This is a genomic window from Variovorax defluvii (assembly GCF_039541515.1).
GTDB classification, from domain to species: Bacteria; Pseudomonadota; Gammaproteobacteria; order Burkholderiales; family Burkholderiaceae_C; genus Variovorax; species Variovorax defluvii.
On record NZ_BAABGJ010000004.1, the window covers coordinates 20,296 to 38,423 of the forward strand.

14 protein-coding genes are annotated in these 18,128 nt (G+C 68.4%); 9 read left to right on the forward strand and 5 right to left on the reverse strand.

Going from position 1 to position 18,128, the window contains the following annotated elements; genetic code table 11:
- Window positions 1–78 precede the first annotated feature (78 nt).
- The gene (locus ABEA07_RS02940) at window positions 79–1,386 is read right to left on the reverse strand and encodes a PQQ-dependent sugar dehydrogenase (protein WP_345535878.1); all 1,308 of its coding nucleotides are present in this window, start codon (window positions 1,384–1,386) and stop codon (window positions 79–81) included.
- Between the two features lie 182 nt (window positions 1,387–1,568).
- Between ABEA07_RS02940 and ABEA07_RS02945 the strand changes: the two genes are divergently transcribed.
- The 5 genes from ABEA07_RS02945 to ABEA07_RS02965 all read left to right on the forward strand — a co-directional run bounded on the left by ABEA07_RS02945 (window position 1,569) and on the right by ABEA07_RS02965 (window position 8,966).
- A complete protein-coding gene (locus tag ABEA07_RS02945) occupies window positions 1,569–2,312 on the forward strand; it encodes an alanyl-tRNA editing protein (RefSeq protein WP_345535780.1) in 744 nt (247 codons plus the stop codon).
- A 59-nt stretch (window positions 2,313–2,371) separates the two neighbouring features.
- Window positions 2,372–4,558 (forward strand): protein-disulfide reductase DsbD family protein, encoded by a 2,187-nt coding sequence (locus tag ABEA07_RS02950; protein ID WP_345535781.1) that lies wholly within the window; start codon window positions 2,372–2,374, stop codon window positions 4,556–4,558.
- 93 nt (window positions 4,559–4,651) lie between these two features.
- A complete protein-coding gene (locus tag ABEA07_RS02955) occupies window positions 4,652–5,347 on the forward strand; it encodes a thioredoxin family protein (protein ID WP_345535782.1) in 696 nt (231 codons plus the stop codon).
- Between the two features lie 37 nt (window positions 5,348–5,384).
- Window positions 5,385–6,491 (forward strand): uroporphyrinogen decarboxylase, encoded by a 1,107-nt coding sequence (gene hemE / locus ABEA07_RS02960; protein ID WP_345535784.1) that lies wholly within the window; start codon window positions 5,385–5,387, stop codon window positions 6,489–6,491.
- 369 nt (window positions 6,492–6,860) lie between these two features.
- Window positions 6,861–8,966: a primosomal protein N' gene (locus tag ABEA07_RS02965; RefSeq protein WP_345535786.1), complete on the forward strand. Its 2,106-nt coding sequence runs from the start codon at window positions 6,861–6,863 to the stop codon at window positions 8,964–8,966.
- 58 nt (window positions 8,967–9,024) lie between these two features.
- Here the strand turns inward: ABEA07_RS02965 and ABEA07_RS02970 are convergent, their stop codons facing one another.
- Window positions 9,025–9,231 (reverse strand): hypothetical protein, encoded by a 207-nt coding sequence (locus ABEA07_RS02970; RefSeq protein ID WP_345535787.1) that lies wholly within the window; start codon window positions 9,229–9,231, stop codon window positions 9,025–9,027.
- 190 nt (window positions 9,232–9,421) lie between these two features.
- On the reverse strand, window positions 9,422–10,444 hold the full coding sequence (locus ABEA07_RS02975) for an AEC family transporter (protein WP_345535788.1): 1,023 nt from the start codon (window positions 10,442–10,444) through the stop codon (window positions 9,422–9,424).
- A 114-nt stretch (window positions 10,445–10,558) separates the two neighbouring features.
- Between ABEA07_RS02975 and ABEA07_RS02980 the strand changes: the two genes are divergently transcribed.
- From ABEA07_RS02980 to ABEA07_RS02990, 3 genes are read left to right on the forward strand one after another with little or no spacing between them, the layout of a single operon-like run.
- Window positions 10,559–12,655: an ATP-dependent helicase gene (locus ABEA07_RS02980; protein ID WP_345535789.1), complete on the forward strand. Its 2,097-nt coding sequence runs from the start codon at window positions 10,559–10,561 to the stop codon at window positions 12,653–12,655.
- The gene (locus ABEA07_RS02985; RefSeq protein ID WP_345535790.1) at window positions 12,652–13,080 is read left to right on the forward strand and encodes a hypothetical protein; all 429 of its coding nucleotides are present in this window, start codon (window positions 12,652–12,654) and stop codon (window positions 13,078–13,080) included. The genes ABEA07_RS02980 and ABEA07_RS02985 overlap by 4 nt, the downstream gene beginning before the upstream one ends.
- Complete coding sequence (locus tag ABEA07_RS02990) at window positions 13,077–14,237, forward strand: phospholipase A (RefSeq protein ID WP_345535792.1); 1,161 nt, start codon at window positions 13,077–13,079, stop codon at window positions 14,235–14,237. Before ABEA07_RS02985 ends, ABEA07_RS02990 begins: the two co-directional genes overlap by 4 nt.
- A 65-nt stretch (window positions 14,238–14,302) precedes the next feature.
- On the opposite strand, the gene ABEA07_RS02995 is transcribed toward ABEA07_RS02990, so the two are convergent.
- A complete protein-coding gene (locus ABEA07_RS02995) occupies window positions 14,303–14,497 on the reverse strand; it encodes a DUF3606 domain-containing protein (protein WP_345535793.1) in 195 nt (64 codons plus the stop codon).
- A 157-nt stretch (window positions 14,498–14,654) separates the two neighbouring features.
- Here ABEA07_RS02995 and ABEA07_RS03000 point away from each other — a divergent pair, with 157 nt between their 5' ends.
- Complete coding sequence (locus tag ABEA07_RS03000; protein WP_345535794.1) at window positions 14,655–15,413, forward strand: Crp/Fnr family transcriptional regulator; 759 nt, start codon at window positions 14,655–14,657, stop codon at window positions 15,411–15,413.
- A gap of 137 nt (window positions 15,414–15,550) precedes the next feature.
- Here the strand turns inward: ABEA07_RS03000 and ABEA07_RS03005 are convergent, their stop codons facing one another.
- Complete coding sequence (locus ABEA07_RS03005; protein ID WP_345535795.1) at window positions 15,551–17,791, reverse strand: NADP-dependent isocitrate dehydrogenase; 2,241 nt, start codon at window positions 17,789–17,791, stop codon at window positions 15,551–15,553.
- Window positions 17,792–18,128: the final 337 nt, after the last annotated feature.

An 18,128-nucleotide genomic window follows, 5' to 3' on the forward strand; every position in this document is an offset into this window, starting at 1 on the left:
GGCCGCACCGGGTGAGGACAGGTTCTGCCCAGCGATTTGCGGACGGCTCACCCGCGTCGTCGCCATCGAGCCGCCCTGCTACTTCGCGCGCGCCACGCGCCAGACGGTGTTGCCCACATCGTCGGCCACCAGCAGGGCGCCGCTCTTGTCCAGCGCCACGCCGACGGGGCGGCCCTGAGCCTTCTCGTCGGCATTGAGGAAGCCGGTCAGAAAGTCCACCGGCGGCCCGCTGGGCCGCCCGCCGATGAAGGGGACGAAGACCACCTTGTAGCCGGACAGCGGCTTTCGGTTCCATGAGCCATGCTCGCCGATGAAGGCCCCGTTCGCGAATTCCGCCGGCATGCCGCGCGGATGCGAAAAGGTCAGGCCCAGCGCGGCCACGTGCGAACCCAGTGCATAGTCGGGCGCCACCGCCTTGGCCACCATCTCGGGGCGCTGCGGCTGCACCCTCGCGTCCACGTGCCCGCCGTAATAGCTCCAGGGCCAACCGTAGAAAGCCCCGTCCTTGACCGAGCTGAGGTAGTCGGGCACCAGGTCGCTGCCGATCTCGTCGCGCTCGTTGACGACGGTCCACAGCACGTTGGTGTCGGGCTCCCACGCCATGCCGTTGGGATTGCGCAGGCCCCCGGCGAACAGGCGCTTCTGGCCGCTCTTTGCATCGACCTCCCAGATCGCCGCGCGGCCTTCTTCCGCCGCCAGGCCGTTCTCGCCGACGTTGCTGTTGGAGCCCACCGTGACGTAGAGCTTCGTGCCCTCGCGGTTGGCGATCACGTTCTTGGTCCAGTGGTGGTTGAGCCCCGCCGGCAGGTCCGTCACCTTGACCGGCGCCGCGTCGATACGCGTCTGGCCCTCCGTGTAGGGCACTTTGACCAGCGCGTCGGCATTGGCCACGAAAAGTTCGTTGCCCACCAGTGTCACGCCGAAGGGTGACATCAGGTTCTGCATGAACACCTGCCGGACCTCGGCCTTGCCGTCGCCGTCCGCATCGCGCAGCAGGGTGATGCGGTTGGCGCTGGGCACGGCGGCGCCGGCGCGCTTCTGGACCATTCCCATGACCTTGCTCCGGATGCGGGAGACCAAGCCGCTTTGGGCATCCTCCGGTTTGGGCGGCCGATTGCTCTCGACCACCAGCACGTCGCCATTGGGCAGCGTGTAGACCCAGCGCGGATGATCCAGCCCGCGGGCCAGCGCCGTCACGGCGAACCCGGGCGGAGCCGTCGGACCGGCGGTATCGCCCCAGCCCACGGCCGGGGCGATGTTCACGGTCGGCATCAGCGTCTTGTTCGGTGCGGGCAGTTGCGGGGTGGGGCCCACGCCCGCCTCGTGCGGCAGCTTCGCCGTCTCGCCGCAACCCGCCAGGAACCATGTGGCGACCGGCAGGGCCATGACGGTCAGGCAATCGGCCAGGCGGTGAGGGAATCGTTTCATGCCAAGGGTCCTCGGGGACAGGGAAATGTGGGAAACAGCGCTGACCCGATGCTCCGGCCGCGGGCGCCGTCCGTTGTCGGCTGTGGGCGAATTCCTGCGTGGGCGCACCCCGCCACGGGCACGAAGCTACCATTCGGGCGATGACCGATGACCTGTTCCGCTCTGACGCCTACCTGCGCGAATGCGAAGCCCGCATCCTGCGGATAGACGATGCCGGCGTCGTGCTGGACCGGACGGTGTTCTACCCATTGGGCGGCGGACAGGCCGGCGACATCGGCCAGCTGGTCCTGGCCGATGGCAGCGAGCTCGCCATCGCGGACACCCGCAAGGCGAAGGACGCGGAAGGCCGGCCGACGGCCGAGATCGTCCACTTGCCGGCGCCCGGCCAGGCCGACCTGCTGGCCGCGCTGAAGCCGGGCGACACGGTGACGGCCCGCATCGACTGGGCCCGCCGCCACAAGCTGATGCGCTTCCACACCGCCACCCACCTGCTGTGCCACCTGGTGCCCCAGCCGGTGGACGGCTGCTCCATCACGCCCGAGTACGCACGCCTGGACTTCCACATGACCGAGCCCCTGGACAAGGAAACCCTCAGTGCCGGCCTGTCCCGCCTGGTGGCCGCGGCCCATCCGCTGGCCGTCGGCGTCATCAGCGATGCCGAACTCGATGCCAACCCGGCCCTCGTCAAGAGCATGAGCGTGCAGCCGCCGCGAGGCACCGGCACCGTGCGCACCATCCGCATCGGGGAGCCCGAAGCCATCGATTTCCAGCCCTGCGGAGGCACCCACGTCGCGAACACGCGCGAAATCGGCGCCGTGGTCGTGACCAAGATCGAGAAGAAGAGCGCCAACACCCGCCGGGTCGTGCTCGGCTGGGCGGCCTGATGGGCCGGCAACCGGAGACACCGGAACTTCACCCCCCGCGCACGCTCCGACCGACCGGCATGGCTTTTCTTCGCTCCCTTCGTCTCGCGGCCTTCCTGGCCTGCATCCTTGCCGTCTGCCAGCCGGCGACCGCTCAGTTGGCGTCCCGCACCGGGCCGGTGGTCACCACCCCGCACGTGCGCGCCGAACTGGTCGCCCAGGCCCCGCAGGGCGTCGCGCCCGGGGCGCCGGTCTGGGTCGGCCTGCAGATCACGCACCAGCCCGAGTGGCACACCTATTGGAAGAACGCCGGCGATTCCGGCCTGCCCACCGAGCTGAGCTGGTCGCTGCCGCCGGGTCTTTCGGCCGGCGAGATCGCCTGGCCGGTGCCCAGGAAGATACCGATCGGCACCCTGGCCAACTACGGCTACGAAGGAACGGTGCTGCTGCCCGTGCCGGTCACGGTGGCGCCAGACTTCAAGCCGACCCCCGCGCTGGCCGGCGGCGCGGACACGGTGGACATCCGGCTCAAGGCCTCCTGGCTGGTCTGCCGCAAGGAATGCATTCCGGAGGACGGGGAGTTCCTGCTCAAGCTGCCGGTGCAAGGGTCGACAGCGCTGCACCAGACCGCCTTCGATGCGACGCAGGCCGCCCAGCCCGTCGCTCTGGCCCAGGCGGGATCGGTCGCCGTCGAAGGCCAGGCGCTCAAGATCCGGCTGGAGGGGCTGCCGGCGTCCGCGCAGGGCAAGACCTTGGAATTCTTCCCCGAGGTGGGTGAAGTGGTGCACACGGCCGCGGTCCTGGGCAAGGACTGGACGCAGGCCTGGGACGGCGATGCCTGGACCGCCACCGTCCCGCTGGCTGACCAGCGCAGCGCCAGCCCCGCCGTATTGCCCCTGGTGGTCGCACTGGCCGAAGCCGACCGGCAACCCGGCCAGCCGATTGCCTGGCGCGCCGAGGCACCGGTCAGCGGCGTCTGGCCGGCCGTCGCGCCCCGCGTCCAGGTCTCGCCGGGGCTGCAGGCCGCGTTGGAAGCCAATGCCGCGCCGGCGCCGCTTCAGCCGGCCGGCAGCTTCGCCATGGCCTTGCTGGGCGCCCTGCTCGGTGGGCTTCTGCTCAACCTGATGCCTTGCGTGTTCCCGGTGCTGGCCATCAAGGTGCTGGGCTTCACCCGGCGGACCGAGGACAACCGCGGGCACCGCATGGCGGCGCTGGCGTACACCGCGGGCGTGCTGCTGTCCTTCCTGGCGCTCGGCGGCGCCATGCTGGGGCTGAGGGCCGCCGGCGCCGAGCTGGGCTGGGGCTTCCAGCTGCAGTCGCCAGCCGTCGTGGCGGCGCTTGCCGGCCTGTTCACCGTGATCGGCCTGAATCTGGCCGGCCTGTTCGAGTTCCGAATGCTCGCGCCGTCTTCGGTGTGCAGCGCCCACGTCCGGCATCCGCTGGCCAACGACTTTCTGTCCGGCGTGCTGGCGGTGGTGATCGCGTCGCCTTGCTCCGCGCCGTTCATGGGTGCCTCGATGGGCTTCGCGATCGGGCTGCCGGCCGCGCAGGCGCTGCTGACCTTCGCGATGCTCGGCCTCGGCCTGGCCCTGCCCTACCTGGCGGCCGGCTTCGTCCCGGCGGTGGCGCGCCTGCTGCCGCGCCCCGGGCCGTGGATGAATGTCCTGCGTCGGCTGCTGGCCTTCCCGATGTTCGCCACCGTGGCCTGGCTCGTCTGGGTGCTGGGCCAGCAAAGCGGCATCGACGGGGCCGGTGCATTGCTCGGCCTGCTGGTGTGTCTGGCCGCCATCGTCTGGGCTCTGACCTTGCGCGGCCGCACGCGCCTGGTGCTGGCCAGCCTGCTGGTCGCGGTGACCGCGGTGCTGGCGGCTGCGATCGGCGGGAACGTGGTGCGCGGCGCGCCACCGGCGGTCGCCGCCGCTTCCGGAGACCGCTGGCAGCCCTGGTCGCCCGAGCGGGTGAGTGCGCTGGCAGCCGAGGGCCGGCCGGTGTTCGTCGACTTCACCGCGGCCTGGTGTGTCACCTGCCAGTACAACAAGCGCAGCACCCTGGCCGATGCGGATGTGCTGGCGGAGTTCGACGCCCGGAAGGTGGCGATGCTGCGCGCCGACTGGACCCGCCGCGATCCCGAAATCACCGCCGCACTGACCGCGCTGGGACGCAGCGGCGTGCCGGCCTATGTGCTGATGGCGCCAGGCCGAAAACCCCAGGTGCTGACCGAAATCCTGAGCAAGGACGAACTGCGCGCAGCCTTGGCCACGCTTTGACCCTCCCCCTTCACGGGTTGTCACAAGCGGTCGAGGAAACCGTTCTAAGCTCTCGCGACAGTTGAATATTTGCAACCGGAGTTCAAGCTGACCATGACTTCATCGTCAACCCTCGACTCACGTTCCGTCCGTGCCGCCCGCCGCGCCCGCGCTGCGCTCAGCCGCGCTTCCCGGCGCGCGGTGATGGCTGCGGCCGTGGCCCTCGGGGCCACCTTCCTGGTCGGCGCCAATGCCCAGGCCGCGCCGGCCGTGGGTCAGAAAGCGCCCGATTTCGTCGCGGTGGACACCAGCGGCAAGCAGCACCGCCTGTCCGATTTCGCCGGCAAGTTCGTGGTCCTCGAATGGACCAATCCCGGCTGCCCCTTCGTGCGCAAGCACTACGGCAGCGGCAACATGCCCGCCACCCAGAAGGCCGCGACCGCCAAGGGCGTGGTCTGGCTGTCGGTCAATTCCACCGAGCGCGCCGCCAGTGACTACCTGAAGCCGGCCGCCCTCGAGGCCTGGATGAAAGAGCACTCGGGCGCCCCCACGGCGGTGCTGATGGACGAGGACGGGGTGATCGGGCAGGCCTACGCGGCGCGCACCACGCCGCATCTCTACATCATCGATCCCAAGGGGACGCTGGTGTACGCGGGCGGAATCGACAGCATCGCCTCCAGCCGGGTCGACGACATCAAGACCGCCACCAACTATGTGAACCAGGCCTTGGGCGAGGCCTTCGGCGGCAAGCCGATCAGCGCAGCCAGCACACGGCCCTACGGCTGCTCCATCAAATACAAGTCAGCCTGACCCGCTCTGCGCGAAGGCCCCCTGCGACAATCGCGGGATGCCTTTCGCCCCCCTCCAGAACGACACCTTCCTGCGCGCCTGCTGGCGCCAGGCCACCGACCATACGCCCGTCTGGCTGATGCGCCAGGCCGGGCGCTACCTGCCCGAGTACGTGGCCACGCGCGCCAAAGCGGGCAGCTTCATGGGGCTGGCAACGAATGTCGACTACGCCACCGAAGTCACGCTGCAACCGCTGACACGCTATCCCCTCGATGCGGCGATCCTGTTCTCGGACATCCTCACGGTGCCCGACGCGATGGGCCTGGGCCTGTCGTTCGAGGCCGGCGAAGGCCCGCGCTTCGCGCGACCGGTGCGCGACGAGGCTGCCATCGGCGCCCTGCAGGTGCCCGACCTGGAGCGGCTGCGCTACGTGTTCGACGCGGTCGCCTCCATCCGCCGCGCCTTGGATGGCCGGGTGCCGCTGATCGGCTTCTCCGGCAGCCCCTGGACCCTGGCCTGTTACATGGTCGAGGGCGCCGGCTCCAGCGACTACCGCCTGGTCAAGACCTTGCTCTACAGCCGTCCCGACCTCATGCACCGCCTGCTCGCGGTGAATGCCGATGCGGTGGCGGCCTACCTCAACGCCCAGATCGATGCCGGTGCGCAGGCCGTGATGATCTTCGACAGCTGGGGTGGCGTGCTGGCCGACGGCGTGTTCCAGGACTTCAGTCTGGCCTACACCGCCCGCGTGCTGGCGCAAATGAAGCGCCAGGGCGCAGACGGGCAGCGGGTACCGCGCATCGTGTTCACCAAGGGCGGAGGCCTCTGGCTCGAAGACATGCGCGCACTCGATTGCGAGGTGCTGGGTTTGGACTGGACCGTCAACCTGGGCCGCGCCCGCGCGCTGGTGGCCGAAGGCGCGAGCGCGAAAGCGCTGCAGGGGAACATCGACCCTCACGTGCTGTTCGCGCCGCCGGCGCAGATCGAGGCCGAGGTCGCGAAGGTACTGCAGGCCTTCGGCCCCCCTCACACCGACCACGCCACGGCCGGTCCGACCCACATCTTCAACCTCGGCCACGGCATCAGTCAGTTCACACCGCCCGACCACGTCGCGGCGCTGGTGGCCGCCGTCCATGCCCAGTCACGCGCCATGCGCGGCGATTGAGCCCGTTATGCCTTGTAAGCAGTTGAGATAGGCTCTCGCGCGTTTGTCAAGGTTGCCAATGGTGAGGACCGACTGACTTATGCACAAAACGACTGTTGCAGCGCGCCAATAAATCCGGGTGCGACGGGGCGTGGCCTCTGGGTCATCAGCAACGCTAAGTTGTTGATTTGATTGGGTTTTGAACTTTGCTCTTTTTGCGGGCAGTTCAGCGGAAGCCTTGATTCCTCAAGGCTTGCCAGCCACTAGCGCTTCTATATCAACAAAGTTATCCACAGGAAATCTGGACTGCTCTCAAAGCACAGATGAATCAACGACTTAGGCTGCTTTGCTCCAACTTGCTTTAACCTCCGCCCCGAAGGAATCCGTGCGTTGAACTGGCGTGTCGACGCCGCGGTGCAGACTCCCGCGCACAGCGCATTGGGGGATGTCCTGAGTTATTCCAGCACCCGCCCGCTGGTGCCCGGTACCCTGGTACGCGTGCCGCTGGGCCGACGGGAGGTGCTGGGCGTGGCGTGGTCGGTTCACCCTGCCGATCCGGCGTACGAAGACGCCGCAGGGCCGATGGCGCTCAAGCCGGTCGCCGGTGCGCTGGACGCCCTGACGCCGCTGGGCGAGCCCTGGCGCGACCTGGTGGCCTTTGCCGCCCGCTACTACCAGCGATCGCTCGGCGAGATCGCCCTGGCCGCTCTGCCACCCCCGTTGCGCGAACTGAGCGCGGAGCAACTCGCGCGGCGCCTCAGGCGGCAGGCGCCGGCGGGCGCGGCCGTGCAGGAAGCCCCGCGCCCGGGACCGCCACCCAGCGCGGAGCAGGCCCAGGCACTGGCCCGCTTCGAAGCCGAGCCGGGCCCGTTCCTGCTGTTCGGCAGCACTGGCAGCGGCAAGACCGAGGTGTATCTGCAGGCGGTGGCCACGCTGCTCGAACGCGAGCCCGGCGCACAAGCCCTGGTGATGGTCCCCGAGATCAACCTCACCCCCCAGCTCGAGGCGCGCTTCAAGGACCGCTTCGGCGCGGCCGCCGTGGTCTCCTTGCACAGCGGCATGACGAACCCCCAGCGCCTGGCAAGCTGGCTGGCCGCGCACGGCGGCGCCGCGCGCATCGTGCTGGGGACGCGCATGGCCGTTTTCGCCTCCCTGCCCTCGTTGCGGCTGATCGTGGTCGACGAGGAGCACGACCCCAGCTACAAACAGCAGGAAGGCGCACGCTACTCGGCGCGCGATCTGGCCGTCTGGCGCGGACGGCGCGAGGGCGCCAAGGTGATACTGGGTTCGGCCACGCCCTCGCTGGAGAGCTGGCACCGGAGCCGTCCGGCCGAGGGCGAGGACGCCGGCGGCCGCTACCGGCGCCTGGAGATGCCCACCCGCATCGGCACGGCGGCCCTGCCCGCGGTGCGGCTGGTCGACATGGGCCGGCAACCGCCGCGCACCGTGCTGTCGGCTCCGTTGCTGGAGGCGATCGGCCAGCGGGTGGCGCGCGGCGAGCAGAGCATGATCTTCCTCAACCGGCGCGGCTACGCGCCAGTGCTGGCCTGCAGCGACTGCGGCTGGAAAAGCGAATGCCCCCACTGCAGCGCTTACCGCGTCTTCCACAAGATCGACCGCACGCTGCGCTGCCACCACTGCGGCTTCACCGAGCGCGTACCGCGCGCCTGCCCCGCCTGCGGCAACCCCGACATCGCGCCGGTGGGGCGCGGCACCGAGCGACTGGAGGAGCACCTGGGCGAATTGTTCGCCGGCGTGCAACGCTCCGACGGCAGCGCGGTGCGCATCGCTCGCATCGACGCCGACAGCACGCGCCGGCAAGGCGCGCTGCAATCGCAGCTGGCGGCCGTGCACGCGGGCGACGTGGACGTGCTGGTCGGCACGCAGATGATCGCCAAGGGGCATGACTTCCGGCGGATCACGCTGGTGGCGGCGGCCAATGCGGACGGCGCGCTCTTTTCGAGCGACTTCCGTGCACCCGAGAGGCTGTTCAGCCTGCTGATGCAGTCGGCCGGCCGGGCTGGACGGGACGCCGCCTACCTCTCGGCGCAGGGCAGCACCGCGGAAATGTGGATCCAGACGCACCATCCGCAGCACCCGCTTTTCGATGCCTTGCGCCGGCATGACTACCCGGCTTTCGCTCAACGCGAGCTGCAGGAGCGAGCGGCCGCCGGAATGCCGCCCTTCGCCTTCCAGGCCCTGCTGCGGGCGGACGCACGCACGCAGGAGGCGGCGCAGGCGTTTCTCAATGCAGCCAGCGCGGCCGCGGAGGGATTGGCAGGCGCCGGCCTGGTGACGCGGTACCCGGCCGTGCCCCACGCGATCCAGCGTGTGGCCAACGTGGAAAGAGCGCAGTTGCTGCTCGAGAGCAGTTCCAGGGCCGCGCTACAGCGGCTGCTGGCGGCCTTGCAGCCGATCTTGCACGGCCTGCGGCGCGCGCCCGAAGGGAAAGGGGTGATCCGTTGGCTGGTCGACGTCGACCCTCAGAGCATCTAGGCGGCTCCGCCTTCGCAGCGTTCAGCAAAGCGCTGATTTCGTTGATGCGGCGCGTTCCTCAATGCAGTCCGATCGGCTGCTTGCCCATCTCGATGTACTGCAAGGCCGTCCGGCGTCGGCGATGACTCGAAGGCCAAAAGAAGAAGATCAGGCTGCCCGCACCCGCGGCGAGCGCGGCACCGGTGCTCAGGGCACCCGCGAGCCATAGCGAGGCCACGGTGGCAAGGCACACCACGCACAGCACCCAGCGCAACCAAATCAGCATGACGATTTCTCCCGGTTTTCGCGTCACTTTAACAGCACTCTGCAAACAGAAGCATTAATCAAAAGAGATAGTTCGCCCTGTGGGCCGATATTCACACGGGAATGCGGGGACGTTCGGGGGTCCGGAAACGCGCCTACGCACGATGCCGGCTCACACCGACATCCCGCCACCGCGCGAAGTTGGTGTGTGCCTACGTTTCGCCGACCCAGCCCACGGCAAAGGGAAAGCTGAAGAAGGCAGCCGCGGTCGTCCAGAGAATGATGCGCGCGATGCGGCCGTTGTCGGCACCGAAGCGCTCCGCCAGCAGGGCGACGTTGCTCGCGCTTGGCAGCGCCGCCACCAGCACGATGGCGACCAGCGCCGACGGTGCCAGCGGCACGCCCAGCGCCATTGCCGCGCGGCCGGCGCCGTACACCAGAAGCGGATGGGCCACCAACTTGATCGCCGCGACCGACAGCAGGTCGGCAGGCCGGGGCTGCGCAGGCGCAGGCGCCGGCGCCCCGCTGCCCATGGCCTGCGCCACCCGCGCGCTGGCGCGGTGCTCGCGCGCCAGCAGGGCCGAGCGGGCGAGCACCGCGCCGATGGTGAACAGCGCCACGGGCGACGCGGCATCGCCCAACATCGCGACCGTGCGCTCCACCGGCGCCCAGAGCTGGAAGCGCAGGGCCGAGGCCGCTCCGCCCAGCACGATGGCCCAGGGCATCGGGTTCTGCACGATACCCCGCAGCGCCTGGCGGGCCGCCCGCGAAGGCCCGTGCGCATCGGCGCCGTCCAGGCGCGACAGGGCGATGCACAGGGAAGAGGTCAGCACCAGGTCGAAGGCGATGGTGATGATCATCGGCGAGGCGGCCTGTGCCCCCAGGATGGCGATCAGCAGCGGCAGGCCCATGAAGCCGGTATTGGGAAAGGCCGCCACCAGCGCACCGAAGGCCGCGTCGTTCCAGCCGATGCCCTGCCGTCGCGCCAGGCCCACCGTGAGGCCGACCACCGCCAGGGCGCACAGGCCCCAGACCAGCGCCACGCCGGCATCCAGCAGTTGCTCGATGGGTGCGCCCGCGCCGAAGCGGAACAGCATGCAGGGCAGTGCGAAATAGAGCACGAAGGCGTTCAGCGCCGGGATGGCCGCCAGCGGCAGTGCGCCGGTGCGCGCGGCCGCGTAGCCGGCCGCGATCAGCGCGAAGAAAGGGAGAGTGACCAGAAGAATCTGCAGCACGCGGGCGATTGTCGTCGCCACACATGGCGACACAGCTTTCACACCGGCTTGCATCGGGCCACCCCCGTATCATTGCCCGCTTTGCGCCCGTCGCGTGCCCTCCCGCCTCCCCTCATGTCCGGTCTCAATCTCGCGCAGCAAGAAGCCGTCAACTACCTCCATGGACCCTGCCTCGTGCTGGCGGGCGCCGGCTCGGGCAAGACGCGCGTCATCACGCACAAGATCGCGCGCCTGATCCAGTCCGGCCTGGCACCGCAGCGCATCGCGGCCATTACCTTCACCAACAAGGCGGCCGCGGAGATGCGCGAGCGCGCCAAGGGGCTGATCGGACGCGACGCGAACAAGGTGGTGGTGTGCACCTTCCACGCCCTGGGCGTGCGCATGATGCGCGAGGACGGCGCCGTCCTGGGCCTGAAGCCGGCGTTCAGCATTCTCGACAGCGACGACGTCACCAAGATCCTGAAGGACGCCGGCGGCACCACCGATGCCGCGACCGCGCGCATCTGGCAATGGACCATCAGCAAGTGGAAGAACATGGGCCTCAATGCCGCGCAGGCCGAGGCGCAGGCGGCCGACGACAACGAGCGCATCACCGCGCGCATCATGGCGCGCTACGAAGAGCGGCTCACGGCCTACCAGAGCGTGGACTTCGACGACCTCATCGGCATGCCGCTGAAGCTGCTGCGCGAGCACGAGGCGGTGCGCGCCAAGTGGCAGGCCGCGCTCGGCCACGTGCTGGTCGACGAATACCAGGACACCAATGCCACCCAGTACGAGGTGCTGAAGGCGCTGGTCGGACAGCGCGGCCGCTTCACCGCGGTGGGCGACGACGACCAGTCGATCTATGGCTGGCGCGGCGCCACTCTCGACAACCTGCGCAAGCTACCGGTGGACTTTCCCACGCTGAAGGTCATCAAGCTGGAGCAGAACTACCGCAGTACCAGCGCCATCCTGCGCGCTGCCAACAACGTGATCGGGCCGAACCCCAAGCTCTTCCCCAAGACCCTGTTCAGCGAGCTGGGCGAGGGCGAGCCGGTGCGCGTGGTCGATGCCGACAACGAGCAGCACGAGGCCGAGCGCGCGGTGGCGCGGATCCAGAGCCTGCGCAGCAGCGAGTCCGTGACGCAGGGACCGCAGTTCAAGGAGTTCCGCGACTTCGCGATCCTCTACCGCGCCAACCACCAGGCGCGCGTGTTCGAGCAGGCGCTGCGCAAGGCGCAGATCCCCTACAAGGTCTCGGGCGGCCAGAGCTTCTTCGACCGCGCAGAGATCAAGGACCTGTGCGGCTGGTTTCGCCTCTGGGTCAACAACGACGACGACCCGGCCTTCCTGCGCGCCGTGACGACGCCCAAGCGCGGCATCGGCCACACCACGCTGGCCAGCCTGGGCACCTTCGCCAGCCAGTACAAGCTGAGCCTGTTCGAGGCCCTGTTCTCGCCCTCGCTGCCCAGCGTGATGGCCAGGCGCGGCATGGAAGGCCTGCACGAGTTCGGGCGCTACATCAACGACCTCGAGTACCGCGCGCGCCGCACCCTCGGCGCAGAGGACGCGCGCGCTTTCCTGAACGACTGGCTCAAGGAGATCGAGTACCAGAAGCACCTCTACGACGGCGAGGACAGCGAGCAGGCCGCGGCCAGCCGCTGGACCAACGTGATGGAGTTCTGCGACTGGATGGCGCAGCGCTGCGGCGGGCAGGCCAGCGACCCCTCCGGCGCCACCATCGACAGCGAGACCAAGAGCCTGCTGGAAGTCGCGCAGACCATCTCCCTGCTGTCCACCATCAGCGAGCGCGAGCAGGACCAGAACGTGGTCACACTCTCGACCCTGCATGCCTCGAAAGGCCTGGAATGGCCGCACGTGATGCTGATCGGCGTCAACGAGGGCCTGCTGCCCTTCAAGCTCGAGGACGACGGCGGCCGACAGCAGAAGGTGAGCGACGACACCCTGCAGCGCCTGCAGGAGGAGCGTCGCCTGATGTACGTGGGCATCACGCGCGCCCAGCGCAGCCTGGCCGTGAGCTGGACCAAGCGGCGCAAGCAGGGCCGCGAGATGGTGCCGGCGCAGCCCAGCCGCTTCATCGCCGAGATGGCACTCGACCAGAAGACGGCCCGGGAAGACCCGCGCGAGAAGCTCAAGGCGCTGCGCGCCGAGTTCGCGCGCAAGGCGCAGCAGAGTGCGGCCGCCGCGGCGGCGGCGCAGGCCGCCCCATGAAGCGGTTCGTTCTGTTGGCCGCCTGCATCGCCGTCTTCGGTGCATCGGCGCAGCCTGCCTGTCCTGCGAACGGCCGCGATCTCCCAGTCGAGGCGCTCTACGGCGCATGGGAAGCGCGCATCGAGGGACAGCCGGGGATCGCCCAGGTGCGGCTCGAAAAGCACCCCGACTACGCCGGCGTGCGCGGCACCATCACCCGCGGCGGCGGTACGACGGCCGCCTCGGTGGCGCTACTCGCCGGCGACATCGACGACGACGGCCTGCTCAACATCGACGAATCCCTGGACGGCCGCGCCATCAGCGGCAACTGGCTGGGCGAATTGCAGCCCGGCGCCTGCGGCAGGGAATTCAAGGGAACGTGGCGCAACGCGTCCGACGACAGCACGCACCCCTTCGTGCTGAACAAGACTGGCAGTTGGCAATGAACACACGCATCACCGCACTCGCAACGATTCTCGGCAGCCTCGGCCCGGCGCTGGCCCAGGCGCAGGCCCAGCCCGCGCAGACCCCGCCGAGCCCGCTCGCCGAAGCGCAGCTGACCTGGCAGCAATGCCAGCGCCTGGCCACCGACAAGGAGGCACGGCTGGCCTGCTACGACCGCTGGGCCCAGCAGCAGACGCTGCCGGCGGCCATCGTGCCGGCCGCGCCGCCGGTGCTCGCCAGCACCCAGCCGCCGGCGCCCGTGGATGCGGCCGTGCCCGCCACGCGCGTGGTCTCGGTCGGCGGGGAAGGCTGCCGCGACCGCCAGTACTCGGCGCTCTCGCGCTTCTGGGAGCTGGAGGATGGCAGCAATTGCGGCACCTTCACCTTCCGCGGCTACCGTCCGCTCAACGTGTCCTTCTCGACCTCCAGCCACAAGCCCGACACGCCCACCTCGCCCGCGGCCGGCCACACGGGCACCTACATCCCCTACCAGGCGAACGAGATGCGCATCGGTCTGTCAGTGCGCACCAAGCTCGCGCAGAGCATGCTCACGCAGAACGACCCGGTGAAGAAGGATTCGCTGTGGTTCGGCTACACGCAGCAGTCGACCTGGCAGCTCTTCAACGGCGACATCTCGCGGCCCTTCCGCACCACCGACCACGAGCCGGAGCTGATGTACGTCTATCCCACCGACGTGCGCCTGCCCGGCGGCTGGCGCTGGCGCTATGCAGGCCTGGGCCTGGTGCATCAGTCGAACGGGCAGAGCCTGCCCTACTCGCGCAGCTGGAATCGGATCTACCTGATGGGCGGCATGGAGCTGGACGATCGCTTCACCCTCACCGGCCGCGTCTGGCAGCGCCTGCACGAGAGCACGGCAGACGACGACAACCCCGATATTTCCAACTACATCGGACGCGCGGAAATCTCGGGCCGCTGGAATCTCAGCAGCGAGAACACACTGGGTCTGACGCTGCGCCACAACCTGCGCGACAGCGGCAAGGGATCGATCCGACTTGAATGGCTCAAGACCATCGGCGACTCGGCCAAGAGCGACCTGCGCTTCCACGCGCAACTGTTCCACGGCTACGGCGACACCCTGGTCGACTACAACCGCAAGCGTACGGTGCTGAGCATCGGGCTGAGTCTGGTGGACTTCTGAGGCCGAGGTGTCGAAAGGCCTGTTGGGGGCGTGCGGTCGCATCCGACCTGCGCCTCCGGTGACGCCTATTTGCGCGTCGGCTCCCGCCTGGAGAGGTGGTCGCGAACGGCGGTCACGTGGTCGCCGACCTGGAAGATGGCGTCCCGCAGCACGTCTTCCGGGCACCGCAGCTGCTCGCACCAGTAGCGCAGCTCCACGGGGTCGTCGGCCAGGATGCGGCCCGGGTCCAGCGGCTTGAAATGGCTGAGATCGTCGGTCATGCAGACTCCCCTGTGGGCACGATCAGTCTTTATAGGCGTCTGCGCACCGATCTGCAAGAATGCGCCAACACTCCGGCACCCGCTGCGGCCGGGAACGTCTGTTCATGCGGCGGGCCGGAAAGGCGCCCGAGCAAGTGCGAGCGCCGTTCCCCATGCGATGGCCTCTACCGATCCTTCTTCCACGTCCACCTCGGCATCCCAGCCCGTCCGGGCCGGCACGCGCTCGAGCCTGGCGCTGCGGCGCGTCTCGTTGCTGGAAGGGCTTTCCGACAACCGGCTTGACCAGCTCGCCCAGCAGTGCGTCTGGCACAGCGTGGAGGCCGGCAAGCCCTTGATGCTGCGCGCCGAGTCGCACGGCGAGGTCTTTCTCCTGGTCTCGGGACGGGCGCGGGTGACCACCTACTCGGCCAACGGCCGCCAGGTGACCTTCCGCGACTGCGACGCCGGGGAGCATTTCGGTGACATCGCGGCAATCGACGGCGGACCGCGTTCAGCCGATGTGATCACGCTCGAGCCCAGTGTGGTCGCGAGCCTGGACCGCGCCGCCTTTCTCGCACTGCTGCGCGAGGAGCCGCGGGTGGCGGAACGGGTGATGCAGCGGCTCGCCGCCCTGGTACGCCAGCTCAGCGAACGCGTCATTGACCTGAGCACGTTGGGCGTGCAGAACCGGCTGCATGCCGAGTTGCTGCGGCTGGCGCGCAGCGCGGGCCTGGCAGGAAACCAGGCCCGGCTCGACCCGGCACCACGCCATGCCGAACTCGCCAGCCAGATCAGCACCAACCGCGAGCAGGTCACGCGCGAACTCAATTCGCTGGTGCGCAGCGGCGTCTTGCGCAAGGACGGGCGTGCGCTGGTGGTGGCCGATGCGGGGCGGCTGGAGCGCATGGTGGCGCAGGTGCGCGGAGACGCGAGTTAACGAAGCGCCACGCCTGCACGCCTGCCGGTTGCCGACGGCCGTTGCGTCGTTCGCGCCAGGCAAAACGCCACGCCCGGGTCGGCCCAGGCGTGGCGTTGATCGAGAAGACAGCTGCGGCGCCAGCCGCAGCAGCGTGCTCAAGCCGTCGTCAATTTCGCCAGCGCCGCATTGAACGTGGCGCTCGGACGCATCACCGCGTCGGTCTTGACGACGTCCGGCAGGTAGTAGCCGCCGATGTCGGCCGGCTGGCCCTGCACCGCGGCCAGTTCGCCGACGATCTTCTGCTCGTCGGCAGCCAGGGCCTGGGCGAGCGGCTTGAAGCGGGCCGCCAGTTCCTTGTCCTCGGTCTGCTCGGCCAGGGCCTGGGCCCAGTAGAGCGCCAGGTAGAAGTGGCTGCCGCGGTTGTCGAGCTGGCCGGTCTTGGGCGAGGGGCCCTTGTTGTTGTCCAGCAGCTTGCCGGTCGCGGCGTCGAGCGCCTTGGCCAGCAGCTTGGCCTGGGCGTTCCCGGTCTTGATGCCCAGCTCCTCCAGGCTCACGGCCAGCGCGAGGAACTCGCCCAGGGAATCCCAGCGCAGGTGGTTTTCTTCCACGAGCTGCTGCACGTGCTTGGGGGCCGAACCGCCGGCCCCCGTTTCATACATGCCGCCGCCGGCCATCAGGGGCACGATGGACAGCATCTTGGCCGAGGTGCCCAGCTCCATGATGGGGAACAGGTCGGTCAGGTAGTCGCGCAGGATGTTGCCGGTGGCGCTGATGGTGTCCAGCCCGCGGATCACGCGTTCCAGCGTGTAGCGCATGGCGCGCACCTGGCTCATGATCTGGATGTCCAGCCCGGTCGTGTCGTGCTCGTGCAGATACATCTTGACCTTGGTGATGAGCTGCGCTTCGTGCGGGCGGTAGGCGTCGAGCCAGAACACCACCGGCATGCCCGAGTTGCGGGCACGCGTGACGGCGAGCTTGACCCAGTCGCGGATGGCTGCGTCCTTGGTCTGGCACATGCGCCAGATGTCGCCCTGCTCGACGTCTTGCGTCATCAGCACCTCACCGGTGTTCAGGTCGGTGATGTTGGCCACGCCGTCTTCCGGGATCTCGAAGGTCTTGTCGTGCGAGCCGTACTCTTCGGCCTGCTGGGCCATCAGGCCCACGTTGGGCACGGTGCCCATGGTCTTGGGGTCGAAGGCGCCGTGCCACTTGCAGAAGTTGATCATCTCCTGGTAGATGCGGGCGAAGGTCGACTCGGGCATCACGGCCTTGACGTCCTTCAGGCGGCCGTCGGCGCCGTACATCTTGCCGCCGTTGCGGATCATCGCGGGCATCGAGGCATCGACGATGACATCGTTGGGCGAGTGGAAGTTGGTGATGCCCTTGGCCGAGTCGACCATGGCCAGCTCGGGACGGTGCTCGTGGCAGGCGTGCAGGTCGCGCTTGATCTCGTCCTGCGTGCTCTGGGGCAGCGTGCCGATCTTGTTGTAGAGATCGACCATGCCGTTGTTGACGTTCACGCCCAGCTCCTCGAAAAGCTTGCCATGCTTCTCGAAGGCTTCGCGATAGAAGATCTTGACGCAGTGGCCGAAGACGATGGGGTGCGAGACCTTCATCATCGTAGCCTTCACGTGCAGGGAGAACATCACGCCGGTCTTGCGCGCGTCCTCGATCTGGCGCTCGTAGAACTCCAGCAGCGCCTTCTTGCTCATGAACATCGAGTCGATTACCTCGCGGTCCAGCAGCGAGACCTTGGGCTTGAGCACGATGGTCTTGCCGCTCTTGGTGATGAGTTCCATCTTCACGTCGCACGCGCGGTCCAGCGTCATCGACTTCTCGCCGTGGTAGAAGTCACCGTGGTGCATATGCGAGACATGCGATCGCGAGGCCTGGCTCCACTCGGCCATGCTGTGCGGGTTCTTGCGGGCGAATTCCTTCACCGCCTTGGGCGCGCGTCGGTCGGAGTTGCCTTCGCGCAGCACCGGGTTCACCGCACTGCCGATGCACTTGTTGTAGCGCGCGCGAATCTCCTTCTCTTCGTCCGTCTTCGGGCTCTCGGGGAAGTCGGGAATCTTGTAGCCCTTGTCCTGCAGTTCCTTGATGGCGGCCTTGAGTTGGGCCACCGAGGCGCTGATGTTGGGCAGCTTGATGATGTTGGCCTCGGGCCGCAGCGTCAGCTTGCCCAAGTCCGCCAGGTTGTCCGGCACACGTTGCGCTTCGGTCAGCGACTCGGGAAACTGCCCCAGGATGCGGGCGGCAACCGAAATGTCGCTGGTGGCGACATCGATGCCCGCCGGCGCTGCGAAAGCTTGCACGATGGGCAGCAGCGAGGCGGTCGCCAGACGCGGCGCCTCGTCGGTGAGGGTGTAGATGATTCGGGGGTTTTGGGTGGTCATGGCGGCTTTCAGGTGCTCTGATCGACAACGCGGATCACGAACGGACAGCGTGGCGAACGGGCACAGACTTTAACGAGTCGAGGCGCAGTGCGCACGGCATTGTCGAGCATTTGGCGATGAGGCCCACCGGTACCCACCGCCGAAGGCGGCTGCTGATTCAGGCCACTCGACCGCATTCGTGGAAACGCCCCAGAACCCGTTGGGGCGCTGAGGCGTATCGATATTTGGTGGTGGAGTCCTAAGTGGAATCCAACCGGCATCTACATCGAGGTAGGAATGTAGCGGAAATGGGCGGGATCGCAACCGTCCCCGCCAAGCCGCACCGTTGTTCCTTCGT

Excerpts from the sequence above, each read along its gene's own strand:
- ABEA07_RS02945 (WP_345535780.1), top strand. The coding sequence starts at position 1,569 with ATGACCGATGACCTGTTCCGCTCTGACGCCTACCTGCGCGAATGCGAA.
- ABEA07_RS02970 (WP_345535787.1), bottom strand. The coding sequence starts at position 9,231 with ATGCTGATTTGGTTGCGCTGGGTGCTGTGCGTGGTGTGCCTTGCCACC.
- ABEA07_RS03005 (WP_345535795.1), bottom strand. The coding sequence starts at position 17,791 with ATGACCACCCAAAACCCCCGAATCATCTACACCCTCACCGACGAGGCG.
- ABEA07_RS02950 (WP_345535781.1), top strand. The coding sequence starts at position 2,372 with ATGGCTTTTCTTCGCTCCCTTCGTCTCGCGGCCTTCCTGGCCTGCATC.
- ABEA07_RS02955 (WP_345535782.1), top strand. The coding sequence starts at position 4,652 with ATGACTTCATCGTCAACCCTCGACTCACGTTCCGTCCGTGCCGCCCGC.
- ABEA07_RS02980 (WP_345535789.1), top strand. The coding sequence starts at position 10,559 with ATGTCCGGTCTCAATCTCGCGCAGCAAGAAGCCGTCAACTACCTCCAT.
- ABEA07_RS02985 (WP_345535790.1), top strand. The coding sequence starts at position 12,652 with ATGAAGCGGTTCGTTCTGTTGGCCGCCTGCATCGCCGTCTTCGGTGCA.
- ABEA07_RS03000 (WP_345535794.1), top strand. The coding sequence starts at position 14,655 with ATGGCCTCTACCGATCCTTCTTCCACGTCCACCTCGGCATCCCAGCCC.
- ABEA07_RS02990 (WP_345535792.1), top strand. The coding sequence starts at position 13,077 with ATGAACACACGCATCACCGCACTCGCAACGATTCTCGGCAGCCTCGGC.
- ABEA07_RS02940 (WP_345535878.1), bottom strand. The coding sequence starts at position 1,386 with ATGGCCCTGCCGGTCGCCACATGGTTCCTGGCGGGTTGCGGCGAGACG.
- ABEA07_RS02995 (WP_345535793.1), bottom strand. The coding sequence starts at position 14,497 with ATGACCGACGATCTCAGCCATTTCAAGCCGCTGGACCCGGGCCGCATC.
- hemE (WP_345535784.1), top strand. The coding sequence starts at position 5,385 with ATGCCTTTCGCCCCCCTCCAGAACGACACCTTCCTGCGCGCCTGCTGG.